The 21,862-nt window shown below is 35.9% G+C and carries 15 protein-coding genes; 10 read left to right on the top strand and 5 right to left on the bottom strand.

The features are described 5' to 3' along the window. Positions 1-143: 143 nt before the first annotated feature. From Q9Q97_RS22270 to Q9Q97_RS22260, 3 genes are all read left to right on the top strand, one after another. Positions 144-833, top strand: coding sequence for a DUF3592 domain-containing protein (locus Q9Q97_RS22270; protein ID WP_306161184.1), 690 nt, complete (start codon positions 144-146; stop codon positions 831-833). A gap of 63 nt (positions 834-896) precedes the next feature. Next, the gene (locus Q9Q97_RS22265; protein ID WP_306161182.1) at positions 897-1,667 is read left to right on the top strand and encodes a TlpA disulfide reductase family protein; all 771 of its coding nucleotides are present in this window, start codon (positions 897-899) and stop codon (positions 1,665-1,667) included. Positions 1,668-2,266: 599 nt separating this feature from the next. Next, the gene (locus Q9Q97_RS22260) at positions 2,267-3,886 is read left to right on the top strand and encodes an ABC-F family ATP-binding cassette domain-containing protein (RefSeq protein WP_306161181.1); all 1,620 of its coding nucleotides are present in this window, start codon (positions 2,267-2,269) and stop codon (positions 3,884-3,886) included. Positions 3,887-4,042: 156 nt separating this feature from the next. On the opposite strand, the gene Q9Q97_RS22255 is transcribed toward Q9Q97_RS22260, so the two are convergent. After that, positions 4,043-4,216 carry a hypothetical protein gene (locus Q9Q97_RS22255; RefSeq protein WP_306161179.1) on the bottom strand — a complete coding sequence of 58 codons (174 nt, stop codon included), beginning with the start codon at positions 4,214-4,216 and terminating at the stop codon, positions 4,043-4,045. A gap of 984 nt (positions 4,217-5,200) precedes the next feature. Beyond that, positions 5,201-5,875: a hypothetical protein gene (locus tag Q9Q97_RS22250; RefSeq protein ID WP_306161177.1), complete on the bottom strand. Its 675-nt coding sequence runs from the start codon at positions 5,873-5,875 to the stop codon at positions 5,201-5,203. A gap of 222 nt (positions 5,876-6,097) precedes the next feature. Between Q9Q97_RS22250 and pyrR the strand changes: the two genes are divergently transcribed. The 7 genes from pyrR (at position 6,098) to Q9Q97_RS22215 (ending at position 11,482) form a co-directional block, all read left to right on the top strand. Beyond that, a complete protein-coding gene (gene pyrR, locus Q9Q97_RS22245; protein WP_144219125.1) occupies positions 6,098-6,637 on the top strand; it encodes a bifunctional pyr operon transcriptional regulator/uracil phosphoribosyltransferase PyrR in 540 nt (179 codons plus the stop codon). Between the two features lie 32 nt (positions 6,638-6,669). Continuing rightward, a complete protein-coding gene (locus Q9Q97_RS22240; RefSeq protein WP_306161174.1) occupies positions 6,670-7,311 on the top strand; it encodes a hypothetical protein in 642 nt (213 codons plus the stop codon). 81 nt (positions 7,312-7,392) lie between these two features. Next, positions 7,393-8,319, top strand: coding sequence for an aspartate carbamoyltransferase catalytic subunit (locus Q9Q97_RS22235; RefSeq protein ID WP_057120673.1), 927 nt, complete (start codon positions 7,393-7,395; stop codon positions 8,317-8,319). A gap of 239 nt (positions 8,320-8,558) precedes the next feature. Continuing rightward, the gene (locus Q9Q97_RS22230) at positions 8,559-8,891 is read left to right on the top strand and encodes a ribonuclease Z (protein WP_306161171.1); all 333 of its coding nucleotides are present in this window, start codon (positions 8,559-8,561) and stop codon (positions 8,889-8,891) included. Between the two features lie 90 nt (positions 8,892-8,981). After that, entirely contained in the window at positions 8,982-9,887 is a 906-nt protein-coding gene (locus tag Q9Q97_RS22225; protein WP_306161169.1) for a ribonuclease Z, read from the top strand. 269 nt (positions 9,888-10,156) lie between these two features. Next, positions 10,157-10,801, top strand: a complete 645-nt coding sequence (gene pdxH / locus Q9Q97_RS22220; protein WP_306161167.1) for a pyridoxamine 5'-phosphate oxidase — start codon at positions 10,157-10,159, stop codon at positions 10,799-10,801. Between the two features lie 174 nt (positions 10,802-10,975). Next, the gene (locus tag Q9Q97_RS22215; protein ID WP_306161165.1) at positions 10,976-11,482 is read left to right on the top strand and encodes a CAP domain-containing protein; all 507 of its coding nucleotides are present in this window, start codon (positions 10,976-10,978) and stop codon (positions 11,480-11,482) included. Positions 11,483-11,601: 119 nt separating this feature from the next. Here Q9Q97_RS22215 and Q9Q97_RS22210 read toward each other — a convergent pair whose 3' ends face one another. The 3 genes from Q9Q97_RS22210 to Q9Q97_RS22200 form a co-directional block, all read right to left on the bottom strand. Continuing rightward, on the bottom strand, positions 11,602-13,545 hold the full coding sequence (locus Q9Q97_RS22210) for an OmpA family protein (protein WP_306161163.1): 1,944 nt from the start codon (positions 13,543-13,545) through the stop codon (positions 11,602-11,604). 11 nt (positions 13,546-13,556) lie between these two features. Further along, positions 13,557-14,474 (bottom strand): type IX secretion system membrane protein PorP/SprF, encoded by a 918-nt coding sequence (locus Q9Q97_RS22205; protein WP_306161161.1) that lies wholly within the window; start codon positions 14,472-14,474, stop codon positions 13,557-13,559. Between the two features lie 141 nt (positions 14,475-14,615). Next, positions 14,616-21,827 (bottom strand): gliding motility-associated C-terminal domain-containing protein, encoded by a 7,212-nt coding sequence (locus Q9Q97_RS22200; protein ID WP_306161159.1) that lies wholly within the window; start codon positions 21,825-21,827, stop codon positions 14,616-14,618. Positions 21,828-21,862 lie beyond the last annotated feature (35 nt).

Here is a 21,862-nt window from a genome sequence, read left to right as displayed (position 1 = left end):
ATTTGTTATTTGGTTTTTGCCTAAAGAAACGCATTATGAACCTGGTAGTTTTACTGCTAGGTTTTTTTATGGCATAAAAAGACAATCGAACCTGTTTTTATGATCTATTTTAATATTTTTACTTCAATTAATAAAATAGAAAGATGAAAATCATAAAATACGTATTTCTAACTATTGGATTAGCATTACTAGCTGGAGCCTTTTACTTTTACCAAAGCAAACAAGCATTTTTAGATCGAGCAGTAAAAGTTCAGGGGACTGTTACAGCATTAATACCTTCAAGATCGGACAACTCGACAACCTATAAGCCCGTTGTTTCTTATACAACAAAAGAAGGAAAGCAGATCGAATTTACTTCATCGGTAAGCAGTAATCCGCCAAGTTATCATGAAGGTGAAACCGTAGAGATTTTTTACGATCCAGCAGACCCTTACGATGCCGATATTAACGGATTTGCTTCTTTGTGGCTTGCACCTTTAATTTTAGGAATTTTAGGTAGCATTTTCTTTTTAATAGGTTTTTCAATTATTCTATTTGGTAAAATGAAAGAAAAGAAAATAGATGATTTAAAATTCAACGGAAGATCTATTATAACCAAATTTGATAATGTAAATATTAATTACAATTATAAAGTAAACGGAAGAAGTCCGTATGTTATTTACAGTCAATGGCTCAATCCAGCAACTAACGAAATGCATTTATTCCAGAGTGAAGACATTTGGTATAATCCAACAGATTTCATTTTGTCAGAAGAGATAAAAGTACTGATTGACCCTTCAAATCCAAAGAAATATTATATGGACATTTCTTTTCTGCCTAAAGTGAATAGTTAATTTCACAACAGAAAAGACTAAACTTTTAAGTAATTTTGCCATTTATTTGTTTTATTTCAGTTAATGAAAAAGTCAATCCTTTTTTTAGTTTTCCTTTTAATTTTTACAAATTGTATTAGCCAAACCAAATTCGGAAATCCAGAAGTCGATCCCGTTCAAATTCAGAAAACTTACGGAAGCTGGTCGGCTTATAATAAAACGCTAATGCTTTCTAGAGATTTTACGGCTTTGGATGCTTCATCAAAAGAAATTTCAAAAGAAGCTTTTTTTAATATTCTGGTAAACGAAAATTTTATTCCAATCCGATTAAAGACTGCAGATTCTATTTACGAGTATAAATTATTTAAAATTCAGCCAAAATCAGATACCAGTATCAAAGCCACGATCAGTCAAGAAGCTTTTGATGCTTTGAAAAACTATGAAATGGAAGGAAAGCCTTTTCCGAAATTTTTATTTAAAGATTTAGACGGAAATGAAGTTTCAAACGAAACAATGAAAGGAAAAATCATTGTGATAAAATGTTGGTACATTCACTGCGCTGCCTGTATCAAAGAATTTCCAGCCGTAAATGCATTAGTAGCAAAATACAAAGACAGAAAAGATATTGTTTTTGTAAGCCTCGCCGAAGATACTCCTGAACAATTAAAGACTTTTCTAGCTAGAAAACCATTATCCTATTCTGTTATTCCAAACATGAAAGAATATATGAATAATACATTACAGCTGAATGCCTTTCCAACACATTTCATTCTCAACAAAGAAGGCAAAATCGCCAAGGTTTTAAACAACTATGAAAGCCTAGAAGTGGCTTTGGAAAAAGAAAGCCGTTTTTAAACCATATAAGTGATATAAGATATTTTAAGCTTATTGTTGAAATAATCTCGCAATCCTGATAGTTATCGGGAGCAGACGCAAAGTTTTCTCTTTTTTGTCATCCTGAGGAACGAAGGATCTCCATAAGGGACTCTACAAAGATTGGCGATTTTGCTTGTCGAGCTACTTGCGGAGATCCTTCGTTCCTTAGGATGACAAACTATGGTTAATCGTCTATACGCAACACTTAAAATATCTTATATCACTTATATGGTTTACAAAACTTTGCGTCTCTGCGACTTTGCGAGATTAAAACACAAAGTATATTAAATGAACTTACATGACTTATATGGTTTTAAAAAAAACTTTGCGTTTCTTCGACTTTGCGCGATTAAAAACACAAACAGTATATCAAATGAACTTATATCACTTATATGGTTCAAAAAAAAAAACTTTGCGTTTCTGCGACTTTGCGCGATTAAAAACACAAACAGTATATCAAATGAACTTACATGACTTATATGGTTCAAAAAAAAACAAGAAAACCTTAGCCACTTAGCATCTTTGCAACTTAGAACCTTTTTCACTACTTTTGCACCAAATTAATTAAAAAGACATTCATGTTAACAGTCAATAATTTATCAGTTCAATTTGGTAAAAGAGTTTTATTTGATGAAGTAAATACAACTTTCACTCATGGAAACATTTACGGAGTTATTGGAGCCAATGGTGCTGGAAAATCTACTTTTCTAAAAATCATTTCGGGCGATATGGACCCGACTTCTGGGCATATCCATTTAGAACCGGGAAAACGTATGTCGGTTTTAAACCAGAACCACAACATGTTCGACGAGCATACTGTTTTGGAAACCGTTTTAATGGGAAATAAAGTTCTGTATGCTGTTAAAAAAGAAATGGATGAACTTTATTTAGATTATAATGATGCCAATGCTGACCGAATTGGAGAATTGCAAGTGCAGTTTGAAGAAATGAACGGTTGGAATGCTGATTCTGATGCGGCTTCGATGTTATCTAACTTAGGAATCACAGAAGCAGATCATTATACTTTAATGGCTGATATGGAAGGGAAAATGAAAGTACGTGTGCTTTTGGCGCAAGCACTTTTCGGAAATCCTGACGTATTGATTATGGATGAGCCTACCAACGATTTGGATTTCGAGACAATCGCTTGGTTAGAAAACTTCTTAGCAAACTACGAAAACACTGTAATCGTTGTATCTCACGACCGTCACTTTTTAGATGCGGTTTGTACACATATTTCTGATATCGATTTTGGAAAAATCAATCATTATTCTGGAAACTATACGTTTTGGTACGAGTCTAGCCAATTAGCGGCAAAACAGCGTGCACAGCAAAACAAAAAAGCAGAAGAGAAGAAACAAGAGTTGGAAGAGTTTATTCGTCGTTTTAGCGCAAACGTGGCGAAATCGAAACAAGCCACTTCTCGTAAAAAAATGATTTCGAAATTAAACATTTCTGAAATCAAACCTTCTAGCCGTCGTTACCCTGCGATTATCTTCGATCAGGATCGTGAGGCTGGAGATCAAATCTTGAATGTTCAAAACTTAGCGGCTTCTGTAGACGGAGAAGTTTTATTTAAAGATGTGGACTTGAATATGGCAAAAGGCGATAAAATCGTTCTTTTCTCTAAAGATTCACGTGCAACTACAGCTTTCTATGAAATCTTAAACGGAGAACAAAAAGCAGATTCTGGAACTTTCGACTGGGGAATTACAACAAACCAAGCGTATTTGCCAGCTGAAAACCACAAATACTTCGAAAACGATTTGACTTTAGTGGACTGGTTACGTCAGTACGCTAAAACAGAAGAAGAGCGCGATGAGGTTTTTATTCGTGGTTTCTTAGGAAAAATGATTTTCTCTGGAGAAGAAGCTTTAAAAACATCTAGAGTTTTATCTGGAGGAGAAAAAGTACGTTGTATGCTTTCTAGAATGATGATGGAACGTGCAAACGTTTTAATGCTAGACGAACCAACAAATCACTTAGATTTGGAATCTATTACAGCTTTCAATAATTCATTGAAAAACTTTAAAGGTTCTGTAATCTTCACAACGCATGACCACGAGTTTGCACAAACTGTTGGTAACAGAATCGTAGAGTTAACACCAAACGGAGTTATCGATCGCTACATGACATTTGACGAATATCTTGATGATGAAAAGATTCAGGAACAAAGAAAAAAGATGTACAATCTTTAATTTTTTAAAATTCCAATATTGGAAATTCCAAATTCCAAACTTTGAGTTTTCCCACTTTGTCAAGTTTTAAACTTTGACAAAGTTTAACAACCATAAAAAAATCCCAAATTCCATATTAAACTTGGAATTTGGGATTTTTTATTTTGTTATTTATTATTATTTGCTGCCGAACATCTTGGCAAAAATCCAGATGATAATCGCAATAACAAAAATTACGATAAAGATTCCGAATCCCATTCCGGCTTTAAAAATGTCTCCTATAACTTCACAGCTTGTAAATGAAAATAGTATTACAAATACCATTAACAATCTTAGTATTTTATTTTGCATGATTTTGAGTTTTTAAGTTCAATACTAAAATTACTTCAAGAATCAAGAAAATGTGTTATAGAATTTTTTGGAAATGTTTTAGGATTTGGATTTTATTTCATGCATAAAAGTAGAATCGACAAGAGAGCCGGCGGCTCGGCGACATATTGTAGGGCCGGATTTTAATCCGGTTTAGGTTTATGTGATAGATTAGAAAGAGCCGTAGGCTCGACACATTTTTGTTCGTAAATACGAATCGTTCCTACGGAACTTTTGAATAATCACGTTCAATTTTCAACGGATTAATCCCGAAGTCTCGGGACATTGCTACAAAATATTTCAGTCCTACGAAATTTTTGAAATTGCTACTGTTTTTTAATTGCGTTCATTTCCAAGAAAATAATTCCTGATATCACGATGATTTCTCCTAAAAAGTAAATTATCCCAAATACAGAAATACTTTGATAATAATAAATTATAATTCCCAATGTTAAAAAAGAATATAGAATATTGGCAATGCAAATTATTTTTAAAAACGATTTCCAATTTTGCTTGACAAAAAAATAACAGTTGATTGAATAAATAAATAATGCAAATGCAATAATTGAAAGGTATTTGAAAACATCTTTAGATAAACCGAAAAAATCATTGAAATTTCTGAGGACAAAATAGAGTAGAAGAGTAGTTAGTAAAGCTCCAAAGCTGTCTAATAAAATATGTTTTTTGGTTTTTTTAGAAATTTTGGAGCATTATTTTTATTTTTTACTAGCTTTTAAAATCCAAAAAAGGTGTTAAAATTTTTTGGAAATGTTTTAGGATTTGGATTCAGCCTTTTTAGTTTTGCTATATTTTGTATGAAGATTGCTAAGAAATATTTTTCTATTAAATCCAATTACAAAATTAGATTTCTCACCTTTTCTTAATTCTTTATTCAGTATTTCTTTTTCTAGCATTTTAAATTGATTATAATTAGTAATAAAAGTAAGGAAAGATATACTTTGTGTGCTACGATTTGTAATAGATAATTTTTCTCGTCCAGGTTTCATTATAATGACCGCCTGAGACTGTTTTTTTGACCCAATTGCCTATTTGATCCTTTGTGTAATTGTACTGAAATTGTTCCTCATCATTCAGGTTGTCATTTTTGAACGTCTGTCTTTTTACTTCATCGCCATAATTATTGTAAGTACGCACTATCATAGTCTTCTGTTTGTTCCACCATTCACTATCATTCTGTTTTATTTTAGTGCCACTTTTATCATAGAAATATTCCCATTGATTTGAAATATCTTCATCAGCATCTCTTGTAGAATACATAGTGTGCTTAACTAAAAGGTTTTTAGCATCATACACTTCTTCCCATTCTTTTCTTTTTGCTCCTTCTACTGTTTTATAGGTTGTTATATAGTAAAAACCATTTAAAGTTTTCTTTTCGATAATTTTTTCAGCATCAGAAGTTTTAGGTGTAAATCCTTTTTCATTAAATTCATATCTGGTAGTATCTTTTGGACAGTTAAAAGATCCTCCTTCTGCCATGACAGTTGGGCATCTTTCTCCAATTTCTATAATTTGACGTACTTTACCTTTTAAAAAGTTTTTTTGCCAGTCGGTTGCTATTTTTTGGGCGTTAATTTGATTCACAAATAGCATTGGAACGATCATAAAGAAGATTTTTTTCATTGTGACTTTTTTGATGTTTTAGAATGCTAAAATATATTTTTAAAAGATAATTCTCGAAAAAAGAGGTCAGTTTTATTTTTTTTATCAATAATGAAATCATTTAAAAAGCGTTTTTCATTTTTTTAAATAACGATGGTTTTAAAAAAATAATTTCCAACCCCAACACCCTAACAAATAAAATCAGATTCCGTATATTTGCGCGACCAATCATTACAATTAATTATGAGCCAGAAAGTATTACTTAATTCAAAAGAAGTTACTATCATACTTCATCGTTTGGCTTGTCAGTTAATCGAAAAACATCTTGATTTTTCAAATACTATTTTAGTGGGAATTCAGCCAAGAGGCGTTTTTTTAGCTGAACGTTTAAAACAAATATTAGAAAACGAATATCAAGTTCCTGAAATTTCTTTGGGTTATCTAGATATCACTTTTTTTAGAGATGATTTCCGTCGTACAGAAAAACCACTTGAAGCCAATAAAACTCAAATCAATTTTATCGTTGAAGACAAAAAAGTCATTTTTATTGATGACGTTTTGTTTACAGGCCGAAGCATTCGTTCTGCCTTAACTGCCATTCAATCTTTTGGAAGACCTTCAGAAATTGAATTATTAGTTTTAATCGACAGACGTTTCAGCCGTCATTTGCCAATTCAGCCCGATTATCGTGGCCGTCAGGTAGATGCAATTAATGGCGAAAAAGTAATTGTGAGCTGGAAAGAAAACGACGGCGAAGATGTAGTTCATTTGGTTACCAATTAATATGTTAATCGTTAAAAATTGAAAATATAGTCATGACAGAGAACGAAGAGTTTATTTATGAATCAATTTTTAATCAGGTAAGAATGGGATTTCTTCCTATTGATGAAATTAAAGAAAACATCATGGAAGAAATTGAAGACAACGAATTTGAAGATCAAATTTCTGAAGCTTGGGCTTTCGAAAAAATCGACGAAGAATACCAAAAGTTACTTTCAGAAAGTAAAAATTGGGTAAGTCCAACAGATACTGAAAAGCTTATAAAAGCGTTTGATGAATTATGCGATCAGAATATCATTGCACTTCATAATGCTGGATACACAACAAGTGACGGCGAATATGAAGTGGTTGAGGTAGAGAGAGATCTTCGAAATAGTGGAATAGAATCTGACGGTTATTGCTTTTACCACGAACAAGATTTAGCCAGAGCTGTAATGCTAGAGGATCCAAGTTTGTATATCGCTTTTCAGAAAGTAGATAATTCTGATGCAGATACCACAATTGAAGTGGGAAATAAAGTTGCAGAAGTTCTAAGAAATAATGGTCTTGAAGTAAAGTGGGATGGTTCTGCTAAAAGAAAGCTAGAAATTCCAGGTTTCAGATGGCAGCAAATTTATGATGAAGACGGCAGAGATTTGCAGGATTACAGCGAAGTTATCGAAAGAATGACTGAATAGAGTAGCTGCTCTTTAAAGAAGCATTGAATGTCGAATATTTTGCCATTCAGAATTTGACAAATTAATATTAAAGAAAGAAAAATGAAAGAATTAAGCGTAGATCATTTATTAGGAATAAAATATATCAATGAGAATGATATTAACCTGATTTTTGAAACGGCAGATCATTTTAAAGAAGTCATTAATAGACCTATTAAAAAAGTTCCTTCATTACGAGATATTACGATTGCCAATATTTTTTTCGAAAACAGTACCAGAACCAAACTCTCTTTCGAATTAGCGCAGAAACGTTTATCTGCTGATGTTATCAGTTTTTCTGCAGCTCAATCATCGGTTAAAAAAGGAGAGACCTTGATTGATACTGTAAATAATATCCTTTCCATGAAAGTTGACATGGTTGTAATGCGCCACTCCAATCCCGGAGCGGCTTATTTTTTATCTAAAAATGTCAAAGCCAGTATCGTAAACGCAGGAGACGGTGCGCACGAACACCCAACACAAGCTTTATTGGACAGTTATTCAATCAGAGAAAAATTGGGAGATGTTGCTGGAAAAAAAGTGGTTATTGTTGGAGATATTCTACACTCAAGAGTAGCGCTTTCTAACATATATGCTTTGCAGATGCAAGGCGCAGAAGTAAAAGTTTGCGGACCAAAAACCTTGATTCCAAGATATATTGAATCTTTGGGAGTTACAGTTGAACCAAATCTTAGAAAAGCTCTAGAATGGTGTGATGTTGCGAATATGCTTCGTGTACAAAACGAACGTATGGATGTGAATTTCTTCCCGTCAACTCGTGAGTACGCACAGCAATACGGAGTTGATAAACCGCTTTTGGATTCGCTAGGAAAAGAAATTGTAATCATGCACCCAGGACCAATCAACAGAGGAGTAGAAATTACTTCTGAAGTAGCGGACTCTGATCATTCTGTGATTTTAAATCAGGTAGAAAATGGTGTAGCGATTAGAATGGCAGTGATTTATTTATTGGCTTCTAAGATTCAGTAAAATTACAGTATTCAGTGGTCAGTTTTTTAGTGATCAGTTTGAAATACTTTGAGTTCCTAGTTGTCAGGCTGAGCGTAGTCGAAGCCTTGTTTGTTGCTCACGTTATGCCCTTTGACTCCGCTCAGGGTGACAATAGCATATAACTGAACACTAAGAAAACTGACCACTGACCACTAAAAAAACTTTCGTACCTTAGCTCTCAGAAAATCAATTTTTATATAAGCCCCATTAAATTAAAAATGAAAGTAGATCAAAAAGGACATACCGTTACGATTAAAGATACTCAAGGAGATGTAAATGCTTTCTTGGAAAAAATAACGCAGCAATTTAAAACCTTTGAAAAACAAAATATTATAATCGATTTGTCATCAGATTCTAATATTTCAGAAAAAGATTTGAAAGCTTTTTTACCCCTTTCGAAAGTTCATAAAAAAGCAAAAAAATCTTTTGTAATTGTAGCTACAGATCTTGATTTTAACGCTATTTCAGATAAATTGGCTGTGGTTCCTTCTCTTTTGGAAGCGCACGATATTATCGAAATGGAAGAAATTGAAAGAGACCTAGGTTTCTGATTGTAGATTTATGATTTTAGATTTTAGATTTTTTTAAAGCTGAATCTAAAATACTTTTCTCATTCTAAAATCTAAAATCATAAATCTAAAATGAAATTAACTATACTTGGCTGTTACGCCGCAACTCCTAGAACACTTACTAACCCGACTTCGCAGGTTTTAGAGATTAAAAACCGATTGTATTTAATTGACTGCGGTGAAGGAACTCAGGTTCAGCTTCGAAAAAATAAGATTAAATTCTCCAAAATAAATCACATTTTTATTTCGCATCTTCACGGTGATCATTTGTATGGTTTAATCGGAACGATTTCTACTTTTTCTCTTTTGGGAAGAACAACCGATTTACATGTTTACGGGCCAAAAGGAATAAAAGAATTGATTCTGCTTCAATTGAAACTGACAGAATCTTGGACTACTTATTCTTTATTTTTCCACGAATTAGAATCGAAAGAAAGTGAAGTTATTTTTGAAGATAAAAAGGTAATTGTAAAAACGATTCCGTTAAAACATCGCGTTTATACGAATGGTTTTCTGTTTCAGGAAAAACCAGATGAGAGAAAGTTAAACGTTGAAGCAGTTCAGCATTACGATATTCATGTGGCATATTATCAGAAAATCAAAAACGGAAGTGACATTACGCTTGACGATGGAACTGTGGTTGAAAATGAAAAACTGACTTTTGATCCGCCGGCAACGAAAAGTTATGCTTTCTGTTCTGATACAGTTTATAACGAAGAAATTATTCCAATTATACAGAATACGGATATTTTATATCACGAATCAACGTTTTTAGAATCTGAAGCAAGGTTGGCAGAAAAAACACTGCATTCGACAGCAAAAGAAGCGGCAAATATTGCTTTAAAAGCAAATGTAAAACAGTTAATTTTAGGTCATTATTCAACCCGTTACGACGGAATTGAGACTTTTAAAAGAGAAGCTCTGGAAGTTTTCCCGAATGTGTTGTTGGGAGATGATGGGGTTTCGTTTGAGTTTTGATCAAAGAGACAAAGAGGCAAAAGGACAAAGGAACAAAGGGTTTAGTTTGTCTGGCTGAGCGGAGTCGAAGTCTTTATTTTAATTTCAAAGCTGCTAAGGTTCTGAGTTGCTAAGCCGCTAAGAGAGAAAAGCTTAAGTTTGTCTGGCTGAGCTGAGTCGAAGCCTTCGTCTAGAAAATTAAATCCTGACATAAAAGTCCTTCGACTCTGCTCAGGATGACAATGCGAGAAAATCTAAAATCTAAAATCAACAATCTAAAATAATAAATCATGAATGATTTAAGCAATTATAGAAAGTCATACGAGAAAAGTGAATTATTAGAAACTAATATTCCAGAAGATCCGATTAATCTTTTTAACCGATGGTTTCATGAAGTGGAAGATTTTGGCGGAAGCGGGGAGGTAAATGCCATGACGGTTTCTACAATCGGTTTAGACGGATTTCCGAAGTCTCGAGTTGTGCTATTAAAGAAATTCTCTGAAGAAGGATTTATATTCTACACCAATTATAATTCTGAAAAAGGAAAAGCGATAGAGGCGAATCCTAATATTTGTCTGTCATTTTTTTGGCAGGAAATGGAACGTCAGGTTATCATTAAGGGAATTGCTCAGAAAACTTCTGAGATTATTTCAGATAATTATTTTGATTCTCGTCCAGACGGGAGTAAGTTGGGAGCAATTGTTTCTCACCAAAGTGAAGTGATTCCGTCAAGAACTTTCTTGGAAGAAAATCTTAAAAAACTAGAATCGCAATTTGACGGAAAATCAATTCCTAGACCCGAAAATTGGGGCGGTTATATTGTGACTCCGTTGCAAGTTGAATTTTGGCAAGGAAGACCAAATAGGCTTCATGACAGAATTCGTTACACCAGCCAATCTGATTTTTCATGGAAAATTGAGCGCTTGTCTTCTTAGTTGTAAGAAAATACATTTTTAAATAAAAATTTAATGCATTTCATCGATTAATTTTGTAGTTTAACGGTAAATTGAATACGTTTGGAACAGATAAAGCAAACGATATTTAATTCAAAGATAAATTTAAAGGATTTGCCCCAACATTTACTTTAAACCGCTAAAATGCTGATGATTATGAAAACGATTATGCGCACCATGTTGTTCATTGCGATTTTAGTCGCAATGAACGCATGTTCTGCTGACACCGCCGAAGCAAGCTTGGAAACTACTGCTCCAACAGAAACGCTTGTTGCAAACTACACTTACAACGATACCGAAATAGAAACGATGAAGCTGATAAACGAATACCGTGTGAGTGTTGGTTTGAATGCTTTGGAAAGAGTGAATCATATTTCTTTTAAATGTGAAGAGCATAATAAATATATGATTCAAAATAATGTTGTAAATCATAACGATTTTACGGCTAGATCTAGTAATATGACTAGCGTATTGGGAGCTAAGAAAGTAGGAGAGAATGTTGCTTACAATTATAAAACTGCCGAAGCAGCTTTGAGAGCTTGGCTTGATAGTCCAGGACACAAAGAGAATATTGTAGGTGATTTTACCCACTTCGGATTAGCTGTTACGACAGATGCTGCTACAGGAAAAAAATATTATACTAACATTTTTGTTAAGCTATAAAAGTATATTGAACAGGTTGGTTTTTTAGAAGTCGTTGTAATTCTTAGAATTGCAACGACTTTTTAAATTAAAAAAAGCCGCCTATTAGGCAGCTTTTTGGATTGGTAATTTGAAGTTTGTTATAATGCTGTGATAATAAATTCACTTCGTCTGTTGGCCTGATGCTCTGCTTCAGTACAAGGAACTCCGTCTGAACATTTATTTACAAGTTCTGTTTCGCCATATCCTTTTCCAGTTAGTCGGTTCGGAGCTATTCCGTTTTTAACCAGCCATTGAACTGTTGATTTAGCTCTTCGGTCAGATAAAGCTTCATTATATTGATGCGATGCTCTACTGTCTGTATGAGAACGGATATCCAGTTTCATTGTTGGATAATCATTTAATACCGCTAAGATTTTTTCAAGATCTAATGCCGCTTCGGTTCTTATATTAGATTTATCCAAATCAAAATAAATCATTTTAATACCAAAGCATTTTCCTAAATCATCGCCCACAGTAACTTTGCAGGTTGCTTTTTCTAGAGCAATAGGAAGGCTGGTTTTACCGCTTGCTTTATCTATGGTAATACTCAGCTCTTTTGTGGTATATTCTGGTTTTTCAGCTCTTACATAATAGGTTTTTCCGCATTCGACAGAAAAACTATAATTGCCTGATGCATCGGCAACAGCAGAATTTTTTAGATTCATCTGGTCATCATACAAAGTGACTTTTGCTCCTGGAAGCGCAACTCCAGTGTCTATGTCTGTTATTGTGCCATAAAGTTCTTGAACGCATTTTAGCCTTCTGGTCTCTAAGAATCTATAAATATCATCAGAACCTTGACCTCCGTCTTTGTTGGAAGTAAAAAATCCTCTTCTGGTTTCAGGATCAATAATATAAGCAAAATCATCTTTAGGAGAATTCACATCGGCTCCTATATTCTGAATGTTGCTTATTTTTCCGTTATTGTCAATATTGGCCACAAAAACATCTAAACCTCCCAAACCTGGATGCCCGTCTGATGAAAAGTAAATCTCGTTTTCGCTCGTCAAATACGGATAGGTTTCTTTTCCTTCTGTATTAATGGTGTTTCCAAGATTTTCGGGTGTGCCGTAGCCTCCATTTGGATTTACACTGACTTTATACAGATCTGACTGCCCAAAAGATCCCGGCATATCGGAAGCAAAATAAAGTGTTTTTTCGTCTGGACTCAAAGCTGGATGCGCCGTACTGTAATTATCGCTGTTGAAAGGAAGTTCGGCAATGTTTGTCCATTTGTTGTCTTTTCCGAGTTCTGCTTTATATAGTTTTACTAAAGTGATTTTGTTGTCGTCTTTCCCTTTTTTTCCATTAATGTAATTGTTTCTGGTAAAGTAAACTGTTTTTCCATCTTTAGTAAAAACTGGGGAAGCCTCATGAAATTTAGTATTTATAGCCGATTTGAATTTATTGACTTTTGTGGTGCTTCCTGTTGCAGGATCCAGATCGGCATTATAAATATTGGTAAAATATTCTCCTGTCCATTTGTGTTTGCGTTTTGTGAAGTTCCCTGTATCTCGTGCAGATGCAAAATAAATTTTATTATTGTAAACAAACGAGCCGTAATCGGAGTATTTGCTGTTTATGCCAGCATCTTCTATTTGGTACCTCCCAGAATTTGCTTTAATCTGATCCAGATAGTTTACATCTTCTTTGTAAAGTTTTCCTCTGTTATCATTTTTTGAAATGGCATTAAATTCTTCTAGAAGTTTATTTGCTTTGTTAACATCTCCAGTTGATTTTAAAGACTGAGCGTATCTAAAATAGTATTCTGGTTCGACATTGGTGTTCATTGCAAATAATTCGCCATACCATTTGGCAGCATTTTGAAAATCTGAATTGAAATAATAGGCATTTCCCAGTTTCTTAAACATGTCTTCAGACTTGTAGCCTTTATCAGCCACTTTTTCATAAATTTTTATTGCGTCTACGTAGGCATAACTGTCATATTTTTTATCCGCAGCATTTATTTTTGACTGCTGTGCATAACTGCTAAATGAAAAAGCGCCTATAATTGTAACGAAAAGTAGTGTATAGTTTTTCATGATACCTTATTTTAGAAGAAACGAGGAGTTGTCATTTTGCCTTTGTTTGAGAAGAATTCATAACGCAGGAAGATTTCGTGTGATCCTGAATTATAATTGTTTAACTTGGTGGTTTCTCTGTCATACCCGTAACCGATATAAAGACCGTCGGTAATCTGAAAACCAGCCATAGCACTTACAGAAGCGCTCCATCTATAGGCTGCACCAATCATAAATTTATCATAGAACATAAAATTGGCAGAAAGATCTACTTGAAGTGGTGCTCCTTCAACCATTTTGGTCAAAATTGCGGGTTTAAATTTTACGTACTGATATTTGTCAAGATTGAATACATAACCTCCAATTAAATAGTAGTTGATTTTGTCTTTATAAATGGCAACATCATTATCATCATATCGGTTGGTTTCGATAAAGTTTGGCACTGATAAACCGATATAAGCTCTATCGGAATGCCAGTAAACTCCTGCACCAATATTTGGACTGAATTTGCTATCTAAATCCTGAAATTGGGGATCGCCCTGATTTTCTGGATTTAATTTGTTGATATCTAAATTGAAGATATTTGCAGTTCCTTTTATACCAAATGAAAGTTTAAAATCTGCTGATGTCTGAATGGTATAAGAAAGATCAACTGAGATGTTGTTCTCATTTGTTGGACCAATTTTGTCATTAACAAGCGATGCTCCTATTCCTAAATTGCTGTTGTTTATAGGTGTATTGATTGAAAAACTGCTTGTCTCTGGCGCTCCATCAAGTCCAACCCATTGGGTGCGGTAAAGACCAAATACACTAAATACTCCACGGGAACCGGCATAGGCAGGATTTATGGTTATTGTATTGTACATGTATTGTGTATACTGTGCATCTTGCTGCGCATAGCCAGAACATGTAACTAACAGAATGACGAAGAAAAATAATTTTGTTCTCATAGTAGATTTTATTAATTTAATAATTACTATTGACTATTTAAATCATTGAATTTCAATGTGTTTGTTCAAAATTAATCAAAATTTTCGGATGATTTTATTTAATACGCTGTAAAAGATTCTTTTACAGCGTATTTTTACTATTTACTGGTTGTTAGATAAATATAAGTATCCGTTTAATTTATGATCTTGAACATTGTTGTTTCCATCTAGAGCTTTATAAGTAATGATATAAAAATAAGTTCCAGTTGGTAGTCCGTCAGATTGCTTAACAGTTGTTCTTCCTCTCGAAGTTCCATCAAAAGCATTTGTTGTATTATTGTAGTTTGTAGTTTCAAAAACTAAGATTCCCCAGCGATTATATATTTCAACAGTATTGCCTGGATAACAAGTTATGTCATCAATATTGTCAATTTTGAAGAAATCATTTATACTGTCTCCGTTTGGAGAGAATGCGTTATGAACTACTACATTACCACAAGCTAAGACTCTACAATCATCATTGATTTCCATGTTTAAAACTATGCTTCTTGGACATCTTTCATCGGCTATCACATATTCGAAAACGTAATTACCTAATGCTAAACCAAACGGATTAAGAATGCCACCTTGTAAGGCATTAGTATTATTTCTATCCTGCCAAACTCCTGTTGTTGGTGTTCCTTCAGGAAGAAGGTTACTTAAGTTTACCAATGTAGAATCATCGTTACACGCTGTGCTGCTTATTTGTACAACACCATTCGGAACTACTATAATGGTGATAATAGCAGAGTCGCAATTTTCTGGACTTGTTTTATCGCAGATTGTGTAGTTGTAAGTATAAGTGCCTGCAGGTGTTAAGCTAGATACATTTACATTTCCAGCAGCATCAAAAGTAATATTTGGATCTGTTTTGATATTATTTCCTTCTACAACAAGTGTAAAGTTTACCAATTCTGATGTTACAGCGATTCTTCCTTTCAAATCGTTTGCCAATACATTACCTACTAATCCAAATGTATTACATCCAATATTGCTGAAGGTATCATCATTTGCAATTACCGGAGCTATTATAGTAACAGTCACTATAGCAGTATCGCAGTTTCCGAAATCGGCTTTTTCACAAATTTGGTACGTTAATGTATAAGTGCCTCCTGGTGTATTTGGCGCTACGTTTATAGTTCCATCAGCATTTACTGTTATTGATCCAGATGGATCAGGAATAGTTGTTGTTAATGTAACATCGTTTATATTTACTGCTGAACCATTTAGAGTATCATTAGTTAAAACATTACCTACAGTAGTTTGAGCGGTAGGTGTAATTATTGGTGCAGGAGTATCATCATTGGCAACAATTGCAAATGTTGGTCTTGCAGTACAATAAGGATCTGCTGGCGGATAACTAATGGTAATAGTCTCACTCGGATTTACAGATATGGTTACGTTGGCAGTTGGACGTAATTTTTCAAATCCGTCAGCACCTTGAACCCATCTGTTGTTTTCAAAAATCCAGCCTGGCCAGTCAATACCTTTTCCTTGCTCATCGACTACAGCACCTGGCCATAATACACGACCGCTTAATGGAAGGTTTTCCATTGTGGTTACCACATTGTTGTTACTGTCTGCCCAAGCAATAGTTACGCCATTTACAGGAGTGAAATTTCCTGGTGTCACAACATAATCAACATAAGGAACATCATTTATACATATTGATGTTGCAGTAACAGTCATTACAGGAGCTTCAATTGTAATGGTAACAGTGGCAGTATCACAGTTGTCTGTTTGATCTGCTTCGCAAATTTGGTATACCATTGTTAATGTTCCTACTGGAGCATTTGGCAATACGTCAACAGAGCCGTCAGCATTTAATTGTAAAAACTCATTTGGTGTTACCGTTGTTATAATAACTTCTGACGATGTTACAGGATTTCCTTCTAAAGTATCATTTGTCAATACATTTAATACATTGGTTGTAGTAGTATTTACTCCAGCAATTGGACCAGCGCTATCATCATTAGCTACGATGTCTTTGTACTCTTTACAGCTTACACCGAAATCAATATCCAAATGAACTAGATCTTCTGGAGTTACGTTTACTACATATCCGCTGTCTGTTGTGGTTTTACAAACCGTGTGCAATTGCGCTTTACTTGTTTTTCCAGTAATGTTTTTAGCAGACATTGAAGGTATAACTTTTACTAAACCTGTAAAGCCTAAATTAGCAGCCATCGTATCGAAATTTGCATCTCTAACCAATTTTACTGTATATTCTCCGTATGGATTTTCTGTAGTAGGACGCTCTCTCCAGAATCCCGCAATACCTACAATAACTTCTTTATGGTATCCGTTTGGACCATCAACAATTACATTAGGGCTAAGTGCGTTTCCGAAACCTCCAGCGTTTAACTCTCCAACATTTTGAGAACCAGTATAGCTTCCGTCTCCGTTAAGATCGATCCATTCCCATTGGCTGTAATCAATAGCTCCATTTGAGTCTGGAATGTTTTTAGTAACAACACCATCATTATTGGCATCGTACCATTCATCTTGAATTCCGTTGCTATTAGTATCATACCAAACATAATCTCCAAGAACAGGAAGGTTTGATGTTCCATATTCAAAATCGTGAGTCTGGATTTTACAATCTTCAAGAGTAGTAAAGAATAAGCTAGAATCAACAGGATACAATTGGTAGGCGCTATTTAAATTAGCATCTTGCACTTGTACTAAATAATCTCCCGCTGGCATTCCAGAGAAACTGTACATTCCGTCTACTCCTGTAATACGCATTTGTATTGGACCTGGAGTTGTTCCTTGCGGAATTAAGGTCACAGGTACATTTGCAATAGGAGTATTAGTATCTACATTGATAATTTTTCCAGAAATTTTCACAGTATATTCAGGCTGTGTAATTACGACTGTAGCAGTAGCAGAACAAACTTGATTTTCGCCGTTTACTGGTGCTGTTGCAGTTAGAGTATAAGTTCCCGCTGGTAAATTGGTATTGCCAACTACTTCATTTCTTTCATTTGTTATTACAACAGTAGAGCCAGGACTGCTTGTTACAGCGATGCTTCCATCTGTACCTCCAAAACAGCTAGTATTTGTAGGCACTCCGCTAACAGTAACTTTGCTTTCAACTGTAAAGGTTTGAACCAATTCGGTTTTGTTTCCTGCGCAGTCAGTTAAAGTATATGTTCTTGTTAAGATGTATGGTGTTCCATCACAGCCATTTCCTCCGTTGTTTGTGTCGGCAACAGTAATGTTTACAGTTGGACTGCAATTATCGGCTTCATCTGTAATATCTGATGGATTTCCTACAGGTATTAAATCGATACTTGCTACGTTAGTTACACTCGCAGGAGCAGTTCCTGTTGGAGCAGTTTTATCTCTTACGGTAATAACTTGAACGTGAGTAGTAGTATTGCCACCGCAGTCGCTAATTTTCCAAGTACGAGTCAAAATATAATTAGTAGGACAGTCGTTCTCGATTCCTGATTTTACTTCAGAAAATACTATTGGTAAATTTTCGTTGCAATTATCAGAAACATTTATTTCTGCTGGTTCAGGAACGGCATCACATGATACTTCAATATCTAAAGGAAGGTTTCCTGTAAAGATTGGAGCAGTAGTGTCTTGAATACTAATTACTTGATAGAAAGTTGTTGATGTGTTGCCACAATCGTCTTTTACAGTCCAAGTATTTGTATAAGTTCCTGCGTTTGAACAGCTTTCAGAAGCTACAAATTGTCCGCTCACTTTAGTGATGTTTGAAACATCAGCATCGCATAAGTCAGAAGCTATTGGGAATTGAGCCTGAGCTGCAGCAAGTCCTTGAGCATCGCTGCATTCTAAAGTTACATTTAGAGTTCCAGCAAGAGTAGTCCAAGTTGGAGCAGTAGAATCTTGAATGGTAATTACTTGAGTGAAAGTTTCAGAAGTATTTCCGCAATCATCTTTTACTGTCCAAGTGTTGGTATAAGTTCCAGCATTTCCGCATCCTTCAGAAGCCACAAACTGTCCGCTTACTTTAGTGATGTTTGAAACATCAGCATCGCATAAGTCAGAAGCTATTGGGAATTGAGCCTGAGCTGTTGCAAGCCCTTGTGCATCGTTGCATTCTAAAGTTGTATTTAGAGTGCCAGTTACAGTAGTCCAAGTCGGTGCAGTGGTATCTTGAACGGTAATTACTTGAGTGAAAGTTTCAGAAGTATTTCCACAATCATCTTTTACTGTCCAAGTATTGGTATATGTTCCAGCGTTTCCGCATCCTTCAGAAGCTACAAACTGTCCGCTCACTTTAGTGATGTTTGAAACATCAGCATCGCATAAGTCAGAAGCTATTGGAAACTGAGCTTGAGCTGTTGCAAGACCTTGAGTATCGCTGCATTCTAAAGTTGTATTTAGAGTGCCAGCAACGGTTGTCCAAGTTGGAGCAGTTGTATCCTGAATAGTAATTACTTGAGTAAAAGTTTCAGAAGTATTTCCGCAATCGTCTTTTACTGTCCAAGTATTAGTATATGTTCCAGCATTTCTGCATCCTTCAGAAGCCACAAACTGTCCGCTCACTTTAGTAATGTTTGAAACATCAGCATCACATAAGTCAGAAGCAGTTGGGAACTGAGCCTGAGCTGTTGCAAGCCCTTGAGTATCGTTGCATTCTAAAGTTGCATTTAGAGTGCCAGTTACAGTAGTCCAAGTCGGTGCAGTGGTATCTTGAACGGTAATTACTTGAGTGAAAGTTTCAGAAGTATTTCCACAATCGTCTTTTACTGTCCAAGTGTTAGTATATGTTCCAGCGTTTCCACATCCTTGAGAAGCTACAAACTGTCCACTTACTTTAGTAACATTTGTTAAGTCAAGATCGCATGCGCCTGAAGCAGTTGGGAACAAGGCCTGTGCTGAAGCTAAAGCCTGTTGGTTGCTACATTCAACAGTACGATTTAAGGAATTCGCTTGAGTTGTCCAAGTTGGTACACTAGTATCCTGAATAGTAATTACCTGAGTGAAGACAGCTGATGTATTGTTGCAAACATCTTTTGCTATCCATGTGTTGGTATAAGTTCCAGAATTTGCGCAATTGCCGACAGTAAAAATTCCGCTTGTTTTAGTGTAAGTCACAGTTCCTCCGCAGTTGTCTGTGGCAACAGGAGCTTGATTTTGAGCAGTACTCAATCCTGAAATATCACTACATTGTAAAGTTACATCTAAAGAAGCAGCAGCCGTTGTCCAAGCAGGAGCGGTATTATCCTGAATAGTGATCACTTGAGTGAATACGGCAGAGGTATTGTTGCAGACATCTTTAGCTATCCATGTGTTGGTATAAGTTCCAGAATTTGCGCAATTGCCGACAGTGAAAATTCCGCTTGTTTTAGTGTAAGTCACCGTTCCTCCGCAATTGTCTGTGGCAACAGGAGCCTGATTTTGCGCAGCTGTCAATCCTGCGGCATCGCTGCATTGAAGTGTAACATTCAATCCGTTTGCAGCAGTTGTCCAAGCCGGAGCGGTGTTGTCTTCTATTGTAATCACTTGAGTGAAAACGGTTGAGGTATTGTTGCAGACATCTTTAGCAGTCCAAGTATTGGTATAAGTTCCTGAATTTGCACATGTTCCTGCAGTGAAAGTTCCGCTCACTTTAGTATAAGTTACAGTCCCTACGCAGTTGTCTGTGGCAACAGGAGCCTGATTTTGCGCAGCTGTCAATCCTGCTGCGTCGCTGCACTGAAGTGTAACATTCAATGCGTTTGCAGAAGTTGTCCAAGCCGGAGCGGTGTTGTCTTCTATTGTAATCACCTGAGTGAAAACGGTTGAGGTATTGTTGCAGACATCTTTAGCGGTCCAAGTATTGGTGTATGTTCCTGAATTTGCACATGTTCCTGCAGCAAAAGTTCCGCTCACTTTAGTATAAGTTACAGTCCCTCCGCAGTTGTCTGTAGCAACAGGAGCCTGACTTTGCGCAGCTGTCAATCCAGAAGCATCGCTGCATTGAAGGGTAACATTTAATGCGTTTGCAGAAGTTGTCCAAGCCGGAGCGGTGTTGTCTTCTATTGTAATCACCTGAGTGAATACGGCAGAGGTATTGTTGCAGACATCTTTAGCGGTCCAAGTATTGGTGTATGTTCCTGAATTTGCACAATTTCCAGCTGTGAAAGTTCCGCTCACTTTTGTGTAAGTCACTGTTCCTCCACAGTTGTCTGTGGCAACAGGAGCCTGACCTTGCGCAGCTGTCAATCCTGCGGCATCGCTGCACTGAAGGGTAACATTCAATGCGTTTGCAGAAGTTGTCCAAGCCGGAGCGGTGTTGTCTTCTATTGTAATCACCTGAGTGAAAACGGTTGAGGTATTGTTGCAAACATCTTTAGAAGTCCAGGTATTGGTATAAGTTCCTGAATTTGCACATGTTCCTGCAGCAAAAGTTCCGCTCACTTTGTTGTAAGTAACTGTTCCTCCGCAGTTGTCTGTGGCAACAGGAGCCTGATTTTGTGCAGCTGTCAATCCTGCGGCATCGCTGCACTGAAGTGTAACATTTAATGCGTTTGCTTGAGTTGTCCAAGCCGGAGCGGTGTTATCCTGAATAGTGATCACTTGAGTGAATACGGTTGAGGTATTGTTGCAGACATCTTTTGCTATCCATGTATTGGTATAAGTTCCAGAATTTGCACATGTTCCTGCAGTAAAAGTTCCGCTCACTTTGGTGTAAGTCACCGTTCCTCCGCAGTTGTCTGTGGCGACAGGAGCTTGATTTTGAGCAGTACTCAATCCTGAAATATCACTACATTGTAAAGTTACATCTAAAGAAGCAGCAGCCGTTGTCCAAGTAGGAGCAGTTGTATCTTCTATTGTAATCACCTGAGTGAAAACAGCTGATGTATTGTTGCAAACATCTTTAGCAGTCCAAGTATTGGTATAAGTTCCAGAATTTGCACAATTTCCAGCTGTAAAAGTTCCGCTCACTTTGGTGTAAGTTACAGTTCCTCCGCAGTTGTCTGTGGCAACAGGAGCCTGATTTTGCGCAGCTGTCAATCCTGCGGCATCGCTGCATTGAAGTGTAACATTTAATGCGTTTGCTTGAGTTGTCCAAGCCGGAGCGGTGTTGTCTTCTATTGTAATCACTTGAGTGAAAACAGCTGATGTATTGTTGCAGACATCTTTAGCAGTCCAAGTATTGGTGTACGTTCCTGAATTTGCACAATTTCCAGCTGTAAAAGTTCCGCTCACTTTGGTGTAAGTAACTGTTCCTCCGCAGTTGTCTGTGGCAACAGGAGCTTGATTTTGAGCAGTACTCAATCCTGCTGCATCGCTGCACTGAAGAGTAACATTCAATGCATTTGCAGAAGTTGTCCAAGCCGGAGCGGTGTTGTCTTCTATTGTAATCACTTGAGTGAAAACAGCTGATGTATTGTTGCAGACAT

This window comes from Flavobacterium sp. DG2-3, assembly GCF_030730925.1.
Lineage (GTDB): Bacteria > Bacteroidota > Bacteroidia > Flavobacteriales > Flavobacteriaceae > Flavobacterium.
This window is presented reverse-complemented; position numbering and strand designations above follow the sequence as displayed.